Origin of the sequence: Prevotella sp. HUN102, from assembly GCF_000688375.1 — a bacterium.
GTDB lineage: Bacteria > Bacteroidota > Bacteroidia > Bacteroidales > Bacteroidaceae > Prevotella.
In genome coordinates this window covers 308,549-330,123 of the sequence record NZ_JIAF01000001.1, presented here as the reverse complement: position 1 = coordinate 330,123, position 21,575 = coordinate 308,549, and the positions used below count along the sequence as shown (strand labels likewise).

The following is a 21,575-nucleotide window of genomic DNA, read 5'->3' as shown; positions in this document are numbered from 1 at the left end:
AATAATGGCGACCAATCTGTAAGTGGTCGCCATTACTGTTATTCTGTAATATCATAAAAACATATTCCGTCAGGGAACTTGATATTGGGAATCCAAATAGGAATACCTTCCCAACCTTTGTTTACCGAGCCATTAACTCGATAGATTGTTAAAGTTATATCATCATTAAACTTATCACCCAACTTTCTATCCGTTGGAGAGAGCAGTGTTCCCGTACCTTTACTGATATCACGATTAACTCTAACAATTAAACGACACTTAATAGTTGGTCGTTTTTCTTGAAGGGCTTTTATGCATGCAATATATTTCTTGCTATCAAAGTCAGATTGAATATCGCTACCTGTTTTTCCTAAGATATTTATTAATAGTTCCGCTGGCACATCTACATATTCAGAGTTAGTATATGCGTCCACAATATCATCAATATCTTGTGTGTACCTTGAGATAGGATTCGAGGCAAACATATTTACTCCACCTACTATCATATTTAGGTACTTGTTATCAAGAACATTCTTTCTTGTGGGTTTGATTCCCTCTGGATAGATTATTTGCACATTATCTATACCATTTTCTATCTGTTTGATTAAAATCTCATTAGCTTCATTTAACGAAACAAACAAAGAATGTAATGTATGAGGTATATATATTCTCACCAGTTCCTTCTCTCTATCATATCCAAAAATTCGTGAATGTTGCCAAAATGTATCAGCCTGAGGAGTTTTGGATGAACGGCAGTAATATACAGTTTGCAAATGAGGGAATGTAATACCTCGTCCCAGCGTATTACCTCCTACTACAATATTAAAGCCTTTTGATAAATCTAAAGCATCTGGATTGTTGGAGTCTCGACAAATAAAACTTTTTGAGTTAAGTGGTATAACACAAATTAAAGTGTTATCTAAAATATCGATAACTTGCTCATATATATCATCATAATGAGTTAAGTCTGGTTTCGTTTGTTGCAAATCAGACCAAGCCTCTTTTAATTGTTCAATAAATCCTGCATCAGAAGTTGATTGTTGTAGTAGATTCAAGTATTCCTGAACACACTCAGTAAATTTATTGTGTATGGCAATTCGTATGCTTGGATGAATCATAAAGTTGCAGTTTGTCTCACCTTTGATTCTTTTGTATGCACATACGACCAAAAAGGACATTATGCTTTTTCTTAAACCTTCTGGGCATAATATATCCCCTTCTTCGCTAATTTCTTCTAATTCATTTTCAGATGTAAATCTGATACAATATGAAGTCGGATTGGAATAAAAGAAATTACCTCCCCAATATGCTTCACCTGGCTTGAAATAGTTTATAAATGCAGGCTTCCAACCTGATACTATTGATTGCAATATAATTGATTGTGGAGTTGCAGTAACTTCGAAATAAAGTGATGAAGATGCGGTTTCTTTTATCTTTTGAAGATGCTTATTTATTGTACTTGTTCTATTCTTATTTACTAAAGTGTTAAGACTTGCAGCATCAGCCTCGTCATCAAAAATACACAAGCATAAGCCTGTGTTCAGTTGTGAAGAGGCTAATAAATTACCCCATTTTCTCAATACACTTGTGTTTTTCTTTAACACAATGACTATGGGTTTTAATAGATTTTGAGGGTTAAAAGAAACTACATCGCTCTCCGATAAAACGGTAAATGTTGTCAATGCATCTTTAACTCTATTGTATGTCTGTCTTTGTAGGTCGACATTGTCAGTTGTTAATAGTATGAACACACGAAAACCCTTATCTGCTAAATCAGAGATAACTCCTAACATTTGCCCTGTTTTACCACTTTGGACATTACCTAATAGTAATCCTGTTAATTGACCAGAGAAATCAAATTGGCTTTCTACATTGTCGGCAACTTCCTTTGCTGTCTTTTTTATAGAAGCAGCAAGAGACGGATTATTTAACGAATTAGTGTATGTTTCAAGATAACCCATACTATTCAAGAGTTAAAATCCAAAAATCTTTATCTATTGACTGAGTTAGCACCAAAGTGCTTTTCCCAAATCGTCTTAATGTCTCCTCGGTAACTTTTTCGCCCAATTTGAGAGCACCCGAATTTTCCATTTGACCTTTTATCCAACGACCTAAAATTTTCAAATCGTGGGCAGAACGGAAATTTTTACTATTTGTACCTTGACAAGCACATTCAAACATATAGCCATCTCCTGTAATAACAGTAAAGTTGCCATCATCTGATACGGGGAATATGGAACGGTTTGGAAGTTTTGTACTGATTATGATTTCTACTTCATAGTAATCTCTTCTACTGAATCGGCCCTTTACTTTTCCAGCCCCGAAGTAAGCATTAAGATTAGATTTTTCCTCTGTTTTCAAAGGTATTCTAACAACATTCTGTGAAGCTTTCAAAAGACATTTTGCCTTATCATCATTACTTAACTTCTTTACATACTCAAAACCATCTAAAAGAGCAGTTGTAGGTTCCTTGAAATTTTCTATTGGTTTTGCCTGCGATATAGGCTCTCCTAAAATATTTGTAATTTCAACAATTCTATTGTGGACTTGCATTCCACAATCTGCCTCAAAGAAAATATCGGATTCTATTAGATTTTGAGAAGTCCCAATAAAACTTCCTAAATTTGAAGAGCCTACAAATGCTCCTAAACATTGGTCTCCTTTCAAAAAGGAATACATCTTTCCATGGAATAAAGCTTTGGGTGAAACATATACATTGCCTATTCCATTTGCCAATAAATTTGCCCCAAGTTCTTTTACTGCATCATATTGTAGTTTCGTAAATCCATCAATATAATTCATACCGATAAAAAGCGAAAGATTCAACGAACGTTCTCGATATTCAACCAGTCGCTTTAATTCTGCAATAGACTCATTAGAAATGAATCCCGTAGCAATATTTAATTGAGTCGCCGTCTCAAAATATTTTGAGGTATAATCATTAATACTCTTTGCACGAAGTGAATTAATGATAGGATTCTTGGTTAGCAGTAAGTCCATCATTATTTAAGTATAAGTTTATATCTTTCACTAAATGGCATATTTCTTAAAGCTTCTAACTCTGCTACTAAATCAATCCTTTCATAATCATTTAAGAAAAGTGGTTTTAGGGCCTTTGCAACTGCGTGTACACCAACAGGAGGCACTGCATTTCCAATTTGTCTGCGGACTTCTGTAGTATTTCCATAGAAGATAAAGTCATCAGGGAAAGATTGAATTCTTGCTCGCTCCCTATTCGTTAAAGGTCTGTTTTCAGGATAATGATATCCCCAAGTTCCGCCACCACCCGCTGCAATAATAGTTTTTGATGGTTCATTCAAATGTACGCGTCTATATACGTGGCTAATCATACCTTTTACATAATATGGGCTATCTTGTGGAATATCCGTAAAATTACCACCTTCCGAAATTAAACTAATTATCTTCTTAGTCCTTTCAGTACAGCGTATAAGTTCATTGTTTGCTTTAACTTTTTCTACATCCTTAAATGCTTCTCCTACGGTTACTAATGGTTGAAGTCCATCACCCACACCATGCGTTGGCTTTGGATGCTCAAAGTTGAAGCCTGTGTCAACTCTAATACCTACAATTAGAACTCGCTCCCTATGTTCGGGTACGCCATATTCTGCGAAATTATAAAGACGAGGTTTTACGATATAGCCTGGTGCTATGTCTTGAAAATCTTGAATTATTTGCTCAATAGCCCTTTTCTTGTTTGCAGTTAAAATTCCTTTAACATTCTCTGCAACAAAAGCTTTAGGCTTCTTTGCATCAACAAAGCGTAAGAAACTCTTGTATAAATTTCCTCGTTCTCCATTCAGTCCTGGTTGTTTCCAAATAATGCTAAAATCTTGGCACGGGAAACCGCCCAATATCAAATCACAATCTGGTATATCAGGATTGTTGTAAGGGTCTATTCTTTCAATATCTCCTTCCACGATAATATCTCCGAAATGATTTCTAAATGTAACACATGCCTCGTGTTTGAAATCATTTGCCCATACTGTAGTATAATCTCCGACCTGTTCAAATCCTAAATCCAGACCACCACAGCCAGAGAATAGAGATATTATGTTTGCCATTCCTTTTTAGAGTTTTATGTACAACTTATATTACATCGTAAAACTTGCCATATACGAATTAATTTGCAAAAGTACAAATAATTTGCTTAAAAGGGGTAATTGAATCAATGATATTTGCGTTTGATTGGCATTATTTCCTTACCTTTGCAGAAAATTTAAGGAGATATGAGTGAGATACAGGTTTACACCGAAGCTGTAAGGGTTATCAAAGAGGCGATATTGCAAAGCCAATATCGTGCAGTTTCCATTGCTAACAAAGAACAATTATCGCTATATTATGGCATTGGCAAATATGTATCAGAAAACTCCCGTAATGGTTTTTGGGGCAAAGGTGCAATAGAAACCATTAGCGAACGATTACAGAAAGAATTACTGGGACTTCGTGGATTCTCTGTTGCGAATATCAAATTTATGCGTCAATTCTATGAGACTTGGTGCGAGGACTTGAAATCGCTAACTACGATTAGCGGATTAGGGGGATGATAAATTGCTAACTGCGGTTAGCGAAATAGATACGCAGTTATTGATTCCTTGCGAGAGCCCTCAAAAAGAGAATTTTGATGTTGCTTCATTCTTGGGATTGGGATTCACACATCATATGATTATTGTCCGCAAGACCAAAACATTTGCAGAGCGTCTGTTCTACATTCGTCAAGCTCTTGCGAATAAATGGAGTAAAGAGGTATTGTCAGCAAGAATCGAAGATGACTTGTTTAATCATCAAGGGGAGATTGCAAATAACTTTATACAGAAGATACCTGATGCCCGACAGTCATTGAAAGCCATTGGAATGTTCAAAGATGAATATCTTTTGGATTTTATCAATGTAGAGGAACTTGGTGAGCGAGACAAAGAAGATATTGACGAACGAGTCATAGAGCAGGAAATCATACACAATATCAAGAAGTTTATTCTCACTTTTGGTCGAGACTTTGCTTTTGTCGGCAATCAGTACAAATTGGAGGTGTACGGAGTAGAACATTTCCCTGTTTTGATTTTCTTTAACCGAGAACTGAACGCACTCGTGGTGATTGAATTAAAGAAAGGTGCGTTCAAATCTTCTTATTTAGGGCAATTATGCACCTATCTTCGTTTAGTGGACGACCAAATGCGTAAGCCACACGAAAATCCGTCAATCGGTATAGTTCTATGCAAGAGTGCCGATAAAAAGTATGTTGAGTATGTAATCCAAGACTATGACAAGCCATTAGGTGTTGCAACATACAAAACTTCGGACGAAATGCCTGAGAAATTGAAACAAGCATTGCCCGATATTGAAGAACTGAAAAAATTGCTATAATTGAAATGCAGACGAAAAGAAAATTATCATCATCCTCTTTCGTCTGCATTTCTTTTTGTACCTTTGTAGCATCAAGAGTTATCACATTGTAGCATAACGATGAAGAACTCAGAAATACGAACGGTTGCTATCTCGTTACCCAATTTTCAAGCAATCCGAATAACCGATTTATTCTAAGCGAGTTATCTTTTCTTGCAAAAGTTACAGAAATATTTTGTATGGCAGATGACTTCTGCAAGTTTTTTGACGCACTGATGGCAAAATATACGCTAAAACCGTCTGACAAGAGGAAGTATCACCGTGATTCCACGATGTCCAAGGCTGAAATCATGCTGATTATGATACTCTTTCACGATTCAGGCTATCGTTGCCTGAAGCATTTCTATCTTGAGAAGGTGTGCAAGCATTTACGTCATCTGTTTCCCGAGGTAGTCTCGTACAACCGTTTCGTAGAATTGGAAAGGGAAGTCGCCATCCCCTTGGCTTTGTTTATCAAAAAGGTCCTGCTGGGCAAATGCACAGACATCAGTTTTGTTGACAGTACACCTCTTCGCGTCTGCCGAAACCAGAGAATACACATTCATAAGGTTTTCAGGGGCATTGCCCAAAGAGGGAAATGCTCCATGGGGTGGTTCTTCGGATTCAAGTTGCATTTAATCTGCAACGAGAGAGGAGAACTTCTCAACTTCATGATTACCCCAGGTGGTCTTGATGACCGTAAGCCTTTGGAATACAAAGCCTTTGTAGAGTTTATACATGGCAAGTTGGTCGGTGACAAGGGATATATCAGCAAGGGGCTCTTCCAAAGACTTTTCGTTGATGGCATACAACTTATTACCAAGTTGAAAAGCAACATGAAAGGAGCATTGATGAGCGTCTCGGACAAACTGCTGCTCAGAAAGAGGGCTATCATAGAAACGGTGAACGATGAACTCAAGAACATTGCACAGGTGGAGCACTCCAGGCATCGGTCCTTTGACAATTTCATCGTCAATTTATTGGGGGGCATTGCGGCCTATTGCCTGTTTCCAAAGAAGCCGTGCATCAATGTACAAAGGACATTGGACACACAGCTTGCTTTGTTCTGAATTCGTCGAACTCACGTTAATTATATACTTGGTAGCTTGGGCTTATTTATTGAGATACTTTATTCTCCTTTTCTATAACACCTGATGGCTTCTTTAGGACTTCCTTCTTTTCTTCCTTTGGAGTTTCTTCGAAAACTGGAGAGTTGTTTTCTGATAAAGTTGCGCTTTCTTCAATTACAGGAATATCATCTCCCTCTATGATTCCGGTTGTTCCCCATTGCGAAGCCAACGTAGCTGCATCCTTTCGAGCCGTATCCTCATCCACATCATAGGCATCAGTAAGAATCCTAACCATATCATCTACCGTGAACGACGGCAGATTCTGAACTTCTTTCCACAGAAAAGCCGAGCTTTCGTTCATAGATATGATATTGCTGAAGTCGATATTCTCTTTACCTTCTGCAACAATTATATTCTCTCCGCAAACCTGACGGAGGTTAAATCCATTCTTTGCTTTCATTATATTATAGTTTTTATTTTTAAATCGTACCAAAAACAGGTATCCACAATCTGCGATAAATGCCTAAAAGATACCTTCTTGCAGGTCGTAAAGTCATCCATATTCTGCTGTAAGTCTTCCATTTCCAAGCATCGGTTCTGTCCATTTCCGACCTGCCTTTGCGATAGAATCCAACAACTGCCCCGACAATATTTTCCAACTTGCAATGCTCCACGCCCAGATTACCGTCGCCTAAGAGCGTAACATTCTCTCCTTCAATCCTGATGATACGGTGGAGCACAAAATGTTTCGGTTCTATTTCCGCAAGAACGGGATCGCCAATCTTTACATTACTGGGCTTAATGAGCAATGCCTTATCGCGGTTGTCTTCCAGAAAAGGGCGCATAGAAAAACCTTTCAGACGCAACGTAACTGTGCGTCCCTCGTTCAGCATCTTCACAATCTCGGGCAGAAGCTGTGCATTTGCAAATTGAATTTCCGTTACTGCAAGTTTTCCCGGCATATTGTATTTATTTTACCGCAATGGCATTATGGCAAACCTGCGCCGCCTCTTCATTGGGCAGACAATGCAAGGTATAGATTCCGGTGGTTTCCACCACCTTTGTTATCGTGTCGCAGATGGCGTTATAAATCTCCGAATCCCACTTCATACTCGAACAGGAGGGTAGGAAAGACGCGAAAGCCTCGATAGGAGAGAGCTTCTCAACGGAGTTTTCCGTTGCACGGTCAATGCGTGTGATGGCTCCGAGACGCGCTTTCACATTCCGATAGCAAGGAGTCTTGCCACTCCAAGGGCCACCAAAAATCCAGAATTCGCCATCAATGAAGCGGATAATAGGATTGTCGTCGTTCATCAAGTCGCTGCCGGGAATATAGCGGAGCCACATACTCACTTGCGTAGACTTACCCGTTCCACTCTTGGCAATGAAAGCATAGCCGTATCCATTGTTGCGGACAAGCGAAGCGTGTACGAGAAGCGTCTGCTTACGTGCGCCAGCAAATGCAAAAATCAGCATCAGCGCATTGTTAAGGCCGAACGTCCGCATATTGAAATTGCCGTTCAGGGCACACCTGCAATCAGAAAAATCCCTATTGGTTATCAGCAATGAGCAATCTGCACCCCCAATATCCTTGATGATATACTGATATCCACCGTCGTCTATACGGTCTACAATCGTATCGCCGTTGCCTGTATCAAAATTTCTGATTCTTTCCCTGCGCTCCTTGGGCACAGGTTTGAAAGTATCGTCTACGGTTAATTGGAAAAACAGTTCGCCTTCAAGTTCCTCAACCATAAACGGTTCGAAGGAACGCAAAAGGTGCATTCCATTAGCTTCTGAGTCGGCAAAGTTTATTCGTATGTTAAATTCGGCAATCCTAAAGTTGTATGTCTGCATTTACCTACCAGTCAAATTATTTATCCTCATCACTTTTGCGCGCAGCCTTGTCCACCGGCTGTTCCTCGACAATCATATCATCAGGGCCAACGGTTTCAAATCTGAACTGACCGGCTGTGATACTGTTCACGAGATACTGCCTTTTCGCCTTCGTCGTGTACTTTTCCTGCAACTTCACATACTTCTTCATTGCTTCCTTTTCCGTCTCTGCATAAACCACCACACAGGTGGGATGAGAGCTTGAAGTGCTGCCAGTGAGATAGTTGCGCAACTGATAAGCATAATCATCGCGGTTTACAAGAAAGTGCGACCGGTTGTCTTCCAAATAGGCGTTTACCTGCTGAATATCCGTGAAGTAAACGGTTGAGTCGTTGAAAGAAGCAGCAAAGCCGAACATATATACCTTTGTCTGCTTATATCCTTTTGCCGAAGCAATGCTTGAAATGCCTAAGAGGCAGACAAGCAAGAGTGCGAATCTTATAAATTTCATTATCTTTCTTAAAATATTATTGTCCCAAATATGTTCTGAGCATCTTGCTCTTGCTGTGATGGCGAAGATGCTTTATAGCCTTTTCCTTAATCTGCCGAACCCTCTCTCTTGTCAGTCCGGTCATTTCTCCAATCTCCTCGAGCGACATTTCCGGCTGGTTGATTCCGAAAAATGCAAAGATGATTTCCTTTTCTCGCGGACTCAGCACCTTCACGGCACTTTCTATTTCTTTGTAAAGGCTCTCGTCCACTAGATGCTTGTCGGCAGACTGAGAGTCAAGATTCGGAATTACATCCAGAAGATTGTTCTCCTCGTTTCCCGAGAAAGGTGCATCCATTGAAACGTGAGTGGAAGACGCATAAAGCGTTTCGGCCACCTTCTCTTCCGGAAGGTCCACGTCTTCAGCTATTTCCCTGATGCTCGGCTGCCGTTCGTGTTCCTGCTCAAACTTGCTCAGTGCCTTTCTGATTTTATTCACCGAGCCAACCTGATTCAGCGGCAGCCTTACCATTCTGCTCTGTTCGGCTATTGCCTGCAAAATGCTCTGTCTGATCCACCACACCGCATAGGAGATAAACTTGAAACCACGCGTTTCGTCGAATTTCCTCGCAGCCTTTATCAATCCCAAATTGCCTTCATTTATCAAATCGGGCAGAGACAAACCTTTGTTCTGGTACTGTTTCGCCACGGAAACCACAAAGCGCAGATTCGCCTTCGTCAGTTTTTCCAAGGCTTTTTCGTCTCCATTTTTTATCCTTTGAGCCAAATCTATTTCTTCATCTGCTGTCAGGAGTTCCTCGTGTCCTATTTCGAGCAGATACTTTTCAAGAGATACGCTCTCCCGATTAGTAATCGACTTTGTGATTTTCAGCTGTCTCATTGGCGTGGATTGTTTATTAAGATGCGCAAATATACATAAATTTGCCGAGTTGAGCAAAGAAAACGCCACAATATACTCTCTATGCAGTCAATTATTTCGCAAATATACATTCTCTTGCCCACAATCATTTGTTATTCAAATCTGTTTTCGTAACTTTGCAGTTCAAAAACATTGATGACGTGACAAGAAATAAACAAATCATCCGTACCAGCATAATGGGCGTGTTTGCAAACGTTATGCTGGCATTGTTCAAAGCCATAGTTGGGTTTATTTCGGGATCAATCGCCATCGTAATGGACTCGGTGAACAACTTGAGCGACGTGCTTTCAAGTGTGGTAACCATCATCGGAACAAAATTATCGGAACGGCCTGCCGACAGGAAGCATCCTTTCGGCCACGGACGCATTGAGTATTTCGCTGCCATCATCATTGCCGTGCTCGTGCTGATGGCGGGAATAATGTCTCTGTTCGAGTCGGTAAAGAAGATTATTCATCCCACGATTCCTGTTTACACGAAAGAAACGCTCATCGTAATCGTCGCTGCCATCGTCGTGAAGATATTTATGGCGCGCTATATCAAGCGGAAAGGAATAGAATTGCAGAGCGATTCGCTCATAGCCACCGGTACCGATGCGATGTTCGACGTGATAATCACAATCGGCACACTCATTTCCGCAGGGTTTATGCTGCTCCTGAACATCAATCTCGACGGCATTCTGGGCGGACTCATCGCATTGGCCATCATCAAGGCAGGCATTTCTATGATTGCAGCACCGAGCAGTCAGCTTCTCGGGCGTGGTGCTTCGAAAGAACTGGTGGAGACAATCAGGACGGAAGTAATGAAATTTTCCGGCGTTCGGGGTGTTCACGACATAATGATGAACTATTACGGACCTGAAACCATAGTGGGCTCGTTCCATATCAGCGTTCCCGACACAGCCACAGCAACCGAGATTCACGTGCTGACAAGCCATATCGTGGAACGCCTTTCCACCGAATACGGCATCCTTGCAACGGTTGGAATCTACGCCATCAACACTACCGGTGAGATGTCGGTGGTGCAGAAGGAGGTTACGAATTATTTATTGAGCACGCCGGAGGTTTATTCTACGCACGGATTCTATTATTTCAAGGACGACAACAGCATTACGCTCGACATCATTCCCAATTTGGAGTATCGCAACGACGACCATCTTGCAGAGAGGTTTGAAGCCAACCTGTTCAATAAATTCCCACAATATACGTTCCACGTGAACATCGACCGGAATTATACAGAGTGTCCGATAGTGGACTGAATTAATAGAGTAGGGGACAAGGCAGCGAGTGAAGGAATAAACAAGCGTGCTGTTTTCACTCCAAATTTCTGATAGAATCTTTACAAAACACGCTCCATAATTCGTTTATTTTCGGCAAAGAGTTTTTATTTTTCAAATACGCGAATTATGAGTGTGCAATTATAAGTCTTTAATTGTTAATTGATTGTTGCTTTCTTGCATTTGTTTGTGCAAATAATTATCGCTCTGTAATTCGCAAATAGAACAATAAAAGGGAATTAACCGCCTTATTTTAGGCTCCATTCTCTGCTATTTCATCGTCCATTCTTGCGAAGACTGCCGCCCGTTCTTCGCAAGAACGCATTATACTTGTCGGAAGTTTGAAATTCAAACTTGCCAAAACAGGATTTCAACAGTCGGATAATGCTCTGAAAATCTCTATTTTGCCGAAAAAATATGCACGTTTTTCGGTAATCAAATCTTACAAAAATGCCCTTGAAACATAGAAATGAAATAGTCCTTCGCCGTATCATACAGCGAAGGACTATCGTATTTTGGATTTCAGCAGCCCTTTCCGTCAATTCCACAAGAAGGGCCATCGTCTGGCATTGGTTCCAAACCTGCATCTTTTGATGACAAGGTAACCGAACCGTCTTCGAGCACATAGCAGGGAATGCCAACGTCGCCTTCTTCCTTTGCCTCCTTGAATGCTGGATGAGCGTCGCGCAGATCAAGGAATTGCTTCAGATTCCTGACGTGAGCACCAATGTTGATTATCTCAAAGTTTGGGTTATCCTCAACCTGTTTTTCTACATAAGAACAATACGGACAAGTGTCCATTACAAACATTTTAATCATAGTTTTCCTTTTTATTATGTTGATTTGTTGATGTGCAAATTTACGAAAATTATCTTGAAACCGACAATAATCCTGATGAAACCGAAACCTTAAAATCTATCTCTCTGTCTCTATACCGTCAATGGTAAGTATATGGCCTTTTGCTTCCGTTTCGGCTATATGGAAGTATCGCTCCGTCAGATTTTTCCTGTCGCCATCTATTGCCTCAAGTCTCATTCCGGTTCTCACGCCCTTTGCAAATGCAACGCTCTTTGGCCACACGTTGCTGACGTAGAACTCGCCATTTCTAAGTGAAAATGACACATTGTCTATCGGATTATGAACCTCGATTGCAGTCTCATCCTTATACGGAATCAAACCGAATGTATTGCTTGAATAATCTATTATAACAGACGTATAATCAAATAATTCCGTCCCCAATCTTGTCTTGCCTGTTGTATTGTTGGCTAAAGTATTGCTTAAAGTAATACCGCCAAGTTTCAATGCTTCCAGTTGGTACAGTATTTTTGGCATTTCCGACTGTTGCCCAAACAGCCCGGAGGCGTCTGAGCCAATGGTTTGGTCGATAGTCTGCCGCAAAATATCCTTTGAAATTTTACGCTTACCGTATATCTGTCTCATCATATTGTCGCCCAGTAAAAGCAACGGCTTTGAACCAGTATCGAAGATAGCGTAATCCCGCACTCCACGGAACGGTTCAACCATCAGATAAGGGCAGTTGGCACTTGACTTGAAAGGAAGGGAAACGGCTGCTTCGCCGTAGAAAATCTCGGGTTTGTCGGTCAGAATAATGCGCTTGTTCTTGATGTCAATCTTCACGGCACGGCCATCCGAAACAAAATCAGCTCCGATGCAGCCATACACACGTTCCGTCTTGCGTACAATATCCATCAGACTGCCGAAAGGTGCAGTTGTTGCAGTTGCGTTATGCACCACGGTTGTTCCGATTTGCATTTCCGGAATCACGCAATTCAGCGTCTGACCTAATTTTCCGCTCGCATCAACAGACTTTTTCCATTCTTTTGGAATCACGTCAAAATCCCGAAAATCAAACAGCAGCGTGTGCGAACAGCCTGTATCAAACCAAAAAGTCTCGGTTCGTTTCCCAATTCTCACGTCCAGAAGTATTCTGTGTCCGACGAACCTGACAGGTATCGTGTCGGCAAAATTCCGTCTGTCAATCTTCATCAGACCGATATTGTTCTGCGCATTCAGCTTTGGAATGCTGCCCAAACAGATTGTTATAATTAATAAAAGTCTATTCATCATAATACTAACGTAATTTACTTGTCGAATATTATAGCGTATTTTGAAATGTAATCACAGTTATGATAAATAGATAGCGTGAGGATGAAGAAAAGATATTAGGAGTATTACGTTTTTAATATAATTATTTGGGAATCTGAAAACGTTTGAAACTAATGCTTTTGGCGTGATTATAGGTTTGTTCTATGAGCTGATAGAGAAAATCTTTTGAGGAATTGGGATTTAATAATTAATTTAGCAACGTAAAATAGAATGATAAATTAATTTTTAAAGACTATGTTTCTAACAAAACTATTATTGATTTTGAGTATTCAGATGCCAACGCTTCCGTATGCAAACAATGCGTTGGAACCGGTTATCAGCGAGCAAACTATCGAATTTCACTATGGCAAGCATCTTCAGGGCTATGTGAACACGCTCAACGGACTTATAAAAGATACGGAATTTGACGGCAAGAGCATCGAGGAACTTGTGAAGACGGTTCCTGAAGGTCCTATGTACAACAATGCCGGACAGATTCTCAACCACACATTATATTTCACACAATTCAAGTCTCCCGTAAAAGACAACAGGCCTGAGGGAAAAATAGCTAAGGCTATCAACGAATCTTTTGGAAGTTTCGACAATTTCAAGGCTGAATTTCAGAAGGCAGCAGCTACCGTTTTCGGCTCTGGTTGGGCTTGGCTGTCGCAAGATAAGGATGGCAAATTGGTTATAACGAAAGAACCGAACGGTGGAAATCCACTCCGAAATGGCTTGAATCCCATCTATGGTCTCGATGTATGGGAACACGCTTACTATCTTGATTATCAGAATCGACGTGCCGATCACATTGCGGCTACGTGGGATATCGTGGACTGGAAGGTGGTTGAGAGTCGACTGAAATAAACAATTATCCCTGACTGTCCAAATGCGAACAGTCAGGGATAATTGTTTTCGGGCAGATTAATCAATCAGATGCGAACGTCTCGCTTATACAAATAAAATTTTCTTAGGCATCAGAAACGCTTTCTTAGCTATACAGATGCTTTTGAAAAGCACGCAACAAACTGAAATCTGATGGCATTATCAAATTTATATTGTCTGGATTGGTCATTAAATAAGGTAAGCTACCGGGGCAGAATTGCCTGAATTGCCAGGCAGAATTATCAGAGCCGTCCCCTATTCTACCTGTTCCGGCTTTTCTTTCTCCACTCCATCGGTAGTCATCAGCATTTCCTTGCCGTCGTATCTCACCTCAAAATAAGGTGGTTCTTCTCTCAGCGAAATGCTGTCGTACTTGAATGGTGCCACAACGGTTTCTTTTCCGTCGGGAAGTACCAGTCCCATCTTTCCGTCCAACTGACAGATGATAGGCATTGTCCGCAGATCGTCCACGTAGACATAGCAGGTACGGACAAATTCGTACTTCGGACTCAGAATCGTATTGCCTTGATGGTCGAGTATTCCAAACTTTCCGTTGCGCTCAATCACCTCGTGATACTGGATGTATATTTCACGAAGCAAGTTCAGGTATCGCACCATCTTCCGCCTGTCATTGACCAGTGTCATAAGATATTCGAAGGTGTCGGAATAATTTGCCATAGCACGAGCCAGCACAACCTTCATATCCAAGCCTTTAAGAGCCTTTCTGTTCAAGTCGAAATACAGGGCGATGGCCTTTTCCTTCTGTTCCAATGGCAAGTCTTTGAGCGTTTCCTCCACACGGAGCATGTGCTCTTTCGAGCCGCGCATACCTTTAATGTATCTGTGTATCTGACGAGACATCTCCATACAAGCGAAGTGTCTGATTTGTCTTTCCTCTATCGGATCGTGATATTCGTTGATTATCTTAACTTCTTCCATACGATTTACCTCCCCTTATATTTTAGATGAGTATTAAGTATTTGATGTTGAAAAATCGCACTTGCGGGCAATACCTTTGAAAATTATGACAGGAGCAAATCGTTTTTTGTTCCCACCATATATATTATTATATCTTCTTCAGCAGAATGTTGAGTCCGTTTAATTGATTTTCCCACTCGGCAATCTTTCTGTTTACCTTGTTGAAATCAATATTCTGGTTCAAAGCAGGCGTGTCTCTCTGCTGTTTGAGCAAGTCAATATACTGTGCAACGAGGAGAATCTTCTTCTTCACAGTCTTCTTCTTTGGATATCCTCGTTTGTTTACTTCAGACTGATACTGTTCAGAAACCTCGTTTATCTCGTTGCCAACCTTCTGATAGCTGTTCAACCAATATTGATATTCGCTGTTTACCGTTAAATTTTCTACGCTGTTTACCTGATTTGTTTCCTCAAAAACCACTTGTGCTGACATAGATAAAGGTGCCAGCATACAAATACCTACAATAAATGATTTAATTCCCATTATATTCTTTCTTTATGATAATAATGCAAATATACAGGAAATGGCAGAAGAAACCAAATCTTTTTTGTAATTTTGTATTTATAAAATAAATGTATTTTACATACGATTACTGAAAAATGGCAGAAAAAGAATTAGATAATTTCATTGAAGTCAAGGGTGCAAGGGTAAATAATCTTGCGAATGTGAGCGTGAAAATTCCGAGAGAGAAGTTCATTGTTATCGCAGGCGTGTCGGGCTCCGGCAAGTCTTCGCTCGCTTTCGACACCTTATACGCCGAAGGACAACGCAGATATGTGGAGAGCCTTTCGGCATACGCCCGTCAATTCTTGGGAAGAATGGCAAAGCCCGAAGTTGATTTCATCAAGGGACTGCCGCCTGCCATCGCCATAGAACAGAAGGTAATCTCCCACAATCCACGTTCTACGGTGGGTACATCTACCGAAATCTACGAGTATCTTCGCCTGTTGTATGCAAGAATCGGAAAGACATTCAGTCCCGTGAGCGGCGTTGAAGTGAAGCGGCACACCGTGGAAGATGTGATTGAAAAGGTAATGACCTATTCCAAAGGAACCAAGTTCTGCATCCTCGCACCTCTTCATCTGACTGCCGACAGAACCATCCATCAGCAGCTTCAGATGGAAGTTCAGGAAGGATATGCACGTATCTACGTAAACGGAGAGATTGTAAGAATAGACGACTGGATGGAGGGAAACAAGGAAGAAAGCACACATATCAACGCTTCCGACATCTTCCTCGTAATCGACAGATTGGCCGTTGATGATTCGAAAGACGTGATTTCCCGACTTACCGACTCGTGCGAAACGGCCTTTTATGAAGGCGACGGTATGCTGAGGGTTATGTTTCTGCCGTCAAACATCACCTACGATTTCTCCACGAGATTCGAAGCCGACGGCATCAAGTTCGAGCAACCAAACGATAATATGTTCTCGTTCAACTCGCCGTTGGGTGCCTGCCCCACCTGTGAAGGCTTCGGAAAGGTAATGGGTATCGACGAAAGGCTCGTGATTCCCAACTCTACCTTGTCCGTCTATGACGGTTGCGTGCAGTGTTGGCACGGCGATAAGATGAAAATGTGGCAGGAAGAGTTTTGCCGAAGAGCTGCAAAGGACAACTTCCCCATCTTCAAACCCTACTTTGAACTCACACAAAAGGAGAAAGACCAGCTTTGGCACGGTCTTCCGAGCGAGGCAAAGAACGATGTTTCAGACAGAATCTGCATCGATTCGTTCTTCCAGATGGTGTCGGAAAACCAATACAAGATTCAATACCGTGTGATGATGAGCCGATACAGAGGCAAGACTGTCTGCCCGGACTGCCACGGAAGGCGACTGAAGAAGGAAGCTGAATGGGTAAAGATAAACGGAATGTCGATTGCCGATTTGGTGGATATGCCCGTAGGAAAGCTCAAGGAGTGGTTCAACGACCTGCAACTGACTGACCACGAAAAGGATATAAGCCGACGATTGCTGCTGGAAATCACGAGCCGACTGCAATTTCTCGTTGATGTAGGGCTGCAATACCTCACACTCAACCGACCATCGAACACATTGAGCGGTGGTGAGAGTCAGCGTATCAACCTCACCACCTCGCTGGGTTCGTCGTTGGTAGGCTCACTATACATTCTCGACGAGCCGTCAATCGGTCTTCACAGCCGTGATACCGACCGACTGATTCACGTTCTGAAGGAATTGAAAAACATCGGCAACACGGTTATCGTAGTGGAGCACGACGAGGAAATCATCCGAACGGCCGACTATCTCATCGACGTAGGTCCGGATGCAGGCAGACTGGGTGGAAGAATCGTGTATGAAGGCAAAGTTCCCGAAATAAACGACACCAACAAGCAGCAACTTCTTGCCGAATCGCCCGAATCATACACGATAAAATATCTGACAGAAGACGAAACCATAGACGTGCCCACGAGCAGAAGGCCTTGGAATCTGGCAATAGAGCTGAACGGGTGCCGAATGAACAATCTCAAGGGCATCGACGTGAAGATACCCCTGAACGTATTTACCGTGATAACGGGGGTCAGCGGCAGCGGAAAATCGTCATTGGTGAAAGGCACACTCTACCCCGCCTTGAAGCGAAAGATGGACGAAGTGGCAGAAATCCCCGGAGAATATTCTTCACTCGGTGGAGATGTGAGCCATATCAAACACGTGGAATTTGTAGACCAAAACCCAATCGGAAAGAGTACGCGCTCCAATCCCGCCACCTACGTGAAGGCTTACGACGAAATCAGAAAGCTGTTTGCCGACCAACCATTGTCAAAACAGTTGGGCTTCACGCCCCAGTTCTTCTCGTTCAACACCGACGGAGGCCGATGCGAAGAGTGCAAGGGAGCCGGCGAGATTACCATTGAAATGCAGTTTATGGCCGATCTTGTGCTGGAATGCGAGGAATGCCACGGTCAGCGTTTCAAACGTGAGGTACTCGACGTGATGGTGGACGGCAGGAACATCAACGATGTGCTCAATCTTACTGTTTCGGAAGCCATTCAGTTTTTCGGTTCGCTCAAGAAGAAAGCCATAGTAGCCCGGCTGAAACCATTAGAGGATGTCGGTTTGGGCTATATCAAGCTCGGACAAAGCTCCTCCACCCTATCCGGCGGCGAAAATCAGCGTGTGAAACTGGCTTATTTTATAGGTCAGGAGCGTCAGGCACCAACCCTCTTCATCTTCGACGAACCTACAACAGGCCTTCATTTCCACGATATAAAGCGACTCCTGAAAGCATTCGACGCGCTGATAGAGAGAGGGCATAGCGTACTCGTGATAGAACATAATATGGACGTAATCAAATCAGCCGACCATATTATCGACATTGGTCCGGATGGAGGCGAAAACGGAGGAAAACTGGTGGCAGCAGGTACGCCGGAAGAGATAGCAAAACGCAAGGAAAGCATCACAGGAAAGTATCTTGCAGCGAAGCTGAACGGATAAAGAATTTCCCTTGTTCAGTCCCTTGATTTTCTCGAACCTGCACGTGTTTTCCAAACGTGCGAAGATTGCATTTCAATCTTCGCAAAAACGCAATGCAAACGTGCGAAGAATGGAACGCATTCTTCGCACGTTTGCAAATAGATATTTTATCTATTGATTATCAGTTATTTACAAAGCTGTTTCAGAACAACAGAAGAAGCAAGAAGAGTGTAATGCCCGAACGGTGCTGTTGTGAATAAATCTGTTGGAAACTTCGCTGCATCTGCACTTGTTTCCTGTAAGCCTGTTCGCTTGTCCTATCAAGAAAAAAGCGGAGAGTAAGCTCAGCACTGTAAGGATAATCCCAACAACTGACCATAATCAGGGAGAAGCATCATTATCAATTCGTATTTTGTCATAATGGTTTCCAAAACTCTATGGTCGTACTCTTTTTAACACGTTCCTTAAATCTCTGACATACTTAACTTGCCTATATTTTAAATAAATCTTCACAAACGGAATCATAAACCATTTCTTAGGCTCAATGTGTTCTGTAAAGTCAATCGTAGTATTCTTTTCATTGCCACTGAAGACACCGACCCAATGTCCTTTCATATTGTCATTCTCCACATCAAACTCCCAAAGACAAAAAGGTTCTTGTCTTGTTACCGTGAAAGTTGTCTTATATCCACTCTTCGTTATTTCTGCAAATTGCGTGTCTGATATGACCTCTATCTTTTCAACATCACTTCTCCACGAATAGTCTGTTAGCGATGTTACGACTTGCCAAACGCTCTGTAAATTGCACGGAAACGTGGCTTTTATGTTTGACGTTATGAACATAAATTTTAGTATCTCTGAAAAATAACCTTATCTCACGAAACCATTTTTATAGAAGTCATACCATTCAGCTATTTGCTCGGGACTGTTGCTCGTAAACTCTCTTACTCCAAATGATTATTCCGTACCTTCAAAATATTCCTGAAGTTCTTTCTCGGCAGAACCATCCACATTGGAAATGTCCCTGAGCACGATTCCCTTCTCCATCAGGATGATACGGGTGGAGATTTCGGAAACGAAGTTGAGATTGTGGCTTGAAAGAAGCACGGTAGTGCCGAGTTCCTTGTTGATTTTCTGAATCAGTTTGGCTATCGTTATCTGCGAAGACGGGTCGAGATAGTTGAACGGTTCGTCGAGAATGAGGAAATCGGGATTGATAATCATTGCCGCAATGATACCGATTTTCTGACGGTTTCCTTCGGAGAAATTACGGATATACTTGCCCGTTCCGATGATTTCGTCGCGCATCAGCGATTCAAATTGCGACAGACGCCCAGTAATGGTGTCAGCATCGATGCCGTAGACATTGCCGATGAAGTCGAAAAATTCCTCCGGTGTGTAGTAGTCGATGAGGAAACTCTTGTCGATAAATGAACCTGTGTATTTCTTCCACGCCTCGTCCTCATCCACTTGATTGCCATTAGAGAGCACACGTCCGCCGTCGGCCTTGATAAGGTCGAGCATCAGCCGCATCAATGTGGTTTTTCCGGCTCCGTTGTTTCCCACAAGTCCCACGAGTTCTCCCTGATTCAGAGCCAGTTCCGGAATGTCTATCACGGTCTTTTCGCCGTATATCTTCTTGAGGTTCTCTATTCTGATTTCCATATATTCTGTATTTTGTTTTCCACTTCTGCATTGGGTCAATGCGAAGGGCTGTTGTTTATATATTAATAAGGTAATTGCTGAATGCCGTTATCGGGCAGAAGCACGGAGGCATCAGCTTCTGTATCGCTCGAAATGCTTGTAACGGTTGTTGATGTATAGTTCTGAAATCTTGTTGATAATCAGTCTGTGTGCGGCAAGCCCCAGTCCGCCGAGGATGAAGTACAGCAGAATGGTTATATTCATCGGACAGAAAGCGAGAATCAGCATCGGTCCGCCGAGTACGGTCAGCGTAACGGCAAAGGAGTTCAGCGAGAAGTCGCTGCCCTGATAGTTCATAAATCCAGTTGTGAAGAGGTCTATTCGCTTTGTAGTCAGAGCAAAGAGAAGCAATATCGGATTGGCGAATCCGATGCCCAACACGATGGTTGAAAGGACGAAAAGCAGCTCAATGTCGTTCATCCAGCATACCGGCAGCACGAGCAAGCCACTAAGCAGCGTGAGGAGTCCACCGAAATTAAACTTTCTGACAAGGATTTCCCTGACAGGAACAGGGCGGCTCCAGAGTCCGTCGAAGAAGTTTCCCTCGATGGCAAAGGTAAATTGCAGATAGATGGCACTTGCAAAAAGGATGGCGAATGGTACTCCATAGTAGTGCATAAACGGTCCTATCTCGTCAATGCCGTTGGATGTCTGCAAGTAGGCGTTGAAAATCATAAACAATATGAAGAAGACGAAGAAGCGCAGTCGCTTGCTTCGGAAAAAAGCCCGGTATTCCATCGCATAGAGAGAGCGTGTACCCACTTTCGTAGAATGCTTTTCTTCCTGTTTCGGCTCTACGTAAACCTTTAACTTGCAGATGTAATAGACTGTTATCCAAATGGAAAAGAGGCACATCAGAATGAAGAGTCCGACGTGAACAGCCCAAGGCAAGTTGAAGAAATTGAAGGAATGCAGCGATGATACTACTGTCCAGAAAATCCATCCGGTAACTACTGCCATCTTGTATTCCCATCCTTTGGCAGTATAGAAGGCCGTTACGGCAATGCCATTGGCGAGCGAAAAGAGGATAATCAGTATGGCAGCTACCAGTGCCTGATGCAGCGGCATAAGGATGAAAGCTGCGATTGACATTGGAACTGCCCAGAAGATGTTCCAGTTTTCAAAGAGATTTTCCACCACGATGAACTTTCCCCAAGAGGATTTGTCCACCGGCCGGGTTTTCAGAAACGCATCCATTGTGGCTTTTCCACGCTTGAACAGCAGTTTTGAAATGATGTCGAAACCCATAATGGAAACAAGAATTACGGGAACGATGGCTATCCAGTTTATTTCCCTCAGTTCTCCGTAGGTTATTCCCGATTCGATAAGCCCGAAAACAAAGCTGCCTATGAATATGGTGTAGAAATAAAGCGTCATAAAAAGCGTAAGCCACTTAAAGCTCCTTCGCTTCTGCTTAAACCATATTGTTATTAATGTTTTCAACATAATAAGATATTTTTAGTCCACAAAGATAAATATTATTT

At 42.0% G+C, this 21,575-nt stretch carries 19 protein-coding genes and 1 pseudogene; 5 read left to right on the top strand and 15 right to left on the bottom strand.

The window, feature by feature from the left end; translation table 11 throughout:
• Positions 1-38: 38 nt before the first annotated feature.
• The 3 genes from P150_RS0101530 to P150_RS0101520 are packed head-to-tail and all read right to left on the bottom strand — an operon-like array spanning position 39 to position 4,061.
• Positions 39-1,940: a Z1 domain-containing protein gene (locus tag P150_RS0101530; protein WP_028896185.1), complete on the bottom strand. Its 1,902-nt coding sequence runs from the start codon at positions 1,938-1,940 to the stop codon at positions 39-41.
• A 1-nt stretch (position 1,941) separates the two neighbouring features.
• Entirely contained in the window at positions 1,942-2,982 is a 1,041-nt protein-coding gene (locus P150_RS0101525) for a restriction endonuclease PLD domain-containing protein (protein ID WP_028896184.1), read from the bottom strand.
• On the bottom strand, positions 2,982-4,061 hold the full coding sequence (locus P150_RS0101520) for a DNA cytosine methyltransferase (RefSeq protein ID WP_036931976.1): 1,080 nt from the start codon (positions 4,059-4,061) through the stop codon (positions 2,982-2,984). The genes P150_RS0101525 and P150_RS0101520 overlap by 1 nt, the downstream gene beginning before the upstream one ends.
• A 165-nt stretch (positions 4,062-4,226) precedes the next feature.
• Between P150_RS0101520 and P150_RS15635 the strand changes: the two are divergent.
• Positions 4,227-5,361 (top strand): annotated as a pseudogene (locus P150_RS15635) (YhcG family protein).
• A gap of 218 nt (positions 5,362-5,579) precedes the next feature.
• On the top strand, positions 5,580-6,449 hold the full coding sequence (locus P150_RS0101510; protein WP_028896182.1) for an IS982 family transposase: 870 nt from the start codon (positions 5,580-5,582) through the stop codon (positions 6,447-6,449).
• A 46-nt stretch (positions 6,450-6,495) separates the two neighbouring features.
• Here the strand turns inward: P150_RS0101510 and P150_RS0101505 are convergent, their stop codons facing one another.
• Genes P150_RS0101505 through P150_RS0101485 form a run of 5 tightly spaced genes read right to left on the bottom strand, consistent with a single transcriptional unit; the run spans position 6,496 to position 9,676 of the window.
• Positions 6,496-6,909, bottom strand: coding sequence for a PqqD family protein (locus tag P150_RS0101505; RefSeq protein ID WP_028896181.1), 414 nt, complete (start codon positions 6,907-6,909; stop codon positions 6,496-6,498).
• 19 nt (positions 6,910-6,928) lie between these two features.
• Positions 6,929-7,411, bottom strand: coding sequence for a S24/S26 family peptidase (locus P150_RS0101500; protein WP_028896180.1), 483 nt, complete (start codon positions 7,409-7,411; stop codon positions 6,929-6,931).
• Positions 7,412-7,418: 7 nt separating this feature from the next.
• Entirely contained in the window at positions 7,419-8,306 is an 888-nt protein-coding gene (locus P150_RS17765; protein ID WP_028896179.1) for a hypothetical protein, read from the bottom strand.
• A 16-nt stretch (positions 8,307-8,322) separates the two neighbouring features.
• The gene (locus P150_RS0101490) at positions 8,323-8,796 is read right to left on the bottom strand and encodes a hypothetical protein (protein WP_028896178.1); all 474 of its coding nucleotides are present in this window, start codon (positions 8,794-8,796) and stop codon (positions 8,323-8,325) included.
• A gap of 16 nt (positions 8,797-8,812) precedes the next feature.
• The gene (locus P150_RS0101485; protein ID WP_028896177.1) at positions 8,813-9,676 is read right to left on the bottom strand and encodes an RNA polymerase sigma factor RpoD/SigA; all 864 of its coding nucleotides are present in this window, start codon (positions 9,674-9,676) and stop codon (positions 8,813-8,815) included.
• Between the two features lie 179 nt (positions 9,677-9,855).
• Between P150_RS0101485 and P150_RS0101480 the strand changes: the two genes are divergently transcribed.
• Positions 9,856-10,971 (top strand): cation diffusion facilitator family transporter, encoded by a 1,116-nt coding sequence (locus P150_RS0101480; RefSeq protein WP_051617484.1) that lies wholly within the window; start codon positions 9,856-9,858, stop codon positions 10,969-10,971.
• A 540-nt stretch (positions 10,972-11,511) separates the two neighbouring features.
• Here P150_RS0101480 and P150_RS0101470 read toward each other — a convergent pair.
• Both P150_RS0101470 and P150_RS0101465 read right to left on the bottom strand, forming a co-directional pair.
• The gene (locus P150_RS0101470; protein WP_028896175.1) at positions 11,512-11,808 is read right to left on the bottom strand and encodes a glutaredoxin; all 297 of its coding nucleotides are present in this window, start codon (positions 11,806-11,808) and stop codon (positions 11,512-11,514) included.
• A gap of 96 nt (positions 11,809-11,904) precedes the next feature.
• Positions 11,905-13,077, bottom strand: coding sequence for a hypothetical protein (locus P150_RS0101465; RefSeq protein WP_155952888.1), 1,173 nt, complete (start codon positions 13,075-13,077; stop codon positions 11,905-11,907).
• A 273-nt stretch (positions 13,078-13,350) separates the two neighbouring features.
• On the opposite strand from P150_RS0101465, the gene P150_RS0101460 reads away from it, so the two are divergent.
• Positions 13,351-13,962, top strand: a complete 612-nt coding sequence (locus tag P150_RS0101460; RefSeq protein ID WP_028896173.1) for a superoxide dismutase — start codon at positions 13,351-13,353, stop codon at positions 13,960-13,962.
• Positions 13,963-14,235: 273 nt separating this feature from the next.
• Here P150_RS0101460 and P150_RS0101455 read toward each other — a convergent pair whose 3' ends face one another.
• Complete coding sequence (locus tag P150_RS0101455; RefSeq protein ID WP_028896172.1) at positions 14,236-14,919, bottom strand: WG repeat-containing protein; 684 nt, start codon at positions 14,917-14,919, stop codon at positions 14,236-14,238.
• 127 nt (positions 14,920-15,046) lie between these two features.
• Positions 15,047-15,442 carry a hypothetical protein gene (locus tag P150_RS0101450; protein WP_028896171.1) on the bottom strand — a complete coding sequence of 132 codons (396 nt, stop codon included), beginning with the start codon at positions 15,440-15,442 and terminating at the stop codon, positions 15,047-15,049.
• 116 nt (positions 15,443-15,558) lie between these two features.
• On the opposite strand from P150_RS0101450, the gene uvrA reads away from it, so the two are divergent.
• Positions 15,559-18,408 carry an excinuclease ABC subunit UvrA gene (gene uvrA, locus P150_RS0101445; RefSeq protein ID WP_028896170.1) on the top strand — a complete coding sequence of 950 codons (2,850 nt, stop codon included), beginning with the start codon at positions 15,559-15,561 and terminating at the stop codon, positions 18,406-18,408.
• A 414-nt stretch (positions 18,409-18,822) separates the two neighbouring features.
• Here the strand turns inward: uvrA and P150_RS0101435 are convergent, their stop codons facing one another.
• The 3 genes from P150_RS0101435 to P150_RS0101425 form a co-directional block, all read right to left on the bottom strand.
• On the bottom strand, positions 18,823-19,230 hold the full coding sequence (locus P150_RS0101435; protein ID WP_028896169.1) for a polyketide cyclase: 408 nt from the start codon (positions 19,228-19,230) through the stop codon (positions 18,823-18,825).
• A gap of 114 nt (positions 19,231-19,344) precedes the next feature.
• Entirely contained in the window at positions 19,345-20,052 is a 708-nt protein-coding gene (locus P150_RS0101430; protein ID WP_028896168.1) for an ABC transporter ATP-binding protein, read from the bottom strand.
• Between the two features lie 111 nt (positions 20,053-20,163).
• The gene (locus P150_RS0101425) at positions 20,164-21,537 is read right to left on the bottom strand and encodes a DUF5687 family protein (protein ID WP_028896167.1); all 1,374 of its coding nucleotides are present in this window, start codon (positions 21,535-21,537) and stop codon (positions 20,164-20,166) included.
• Between the last annotated feature and the right edge of the window lie 38 nt (positions 21,538-21,575).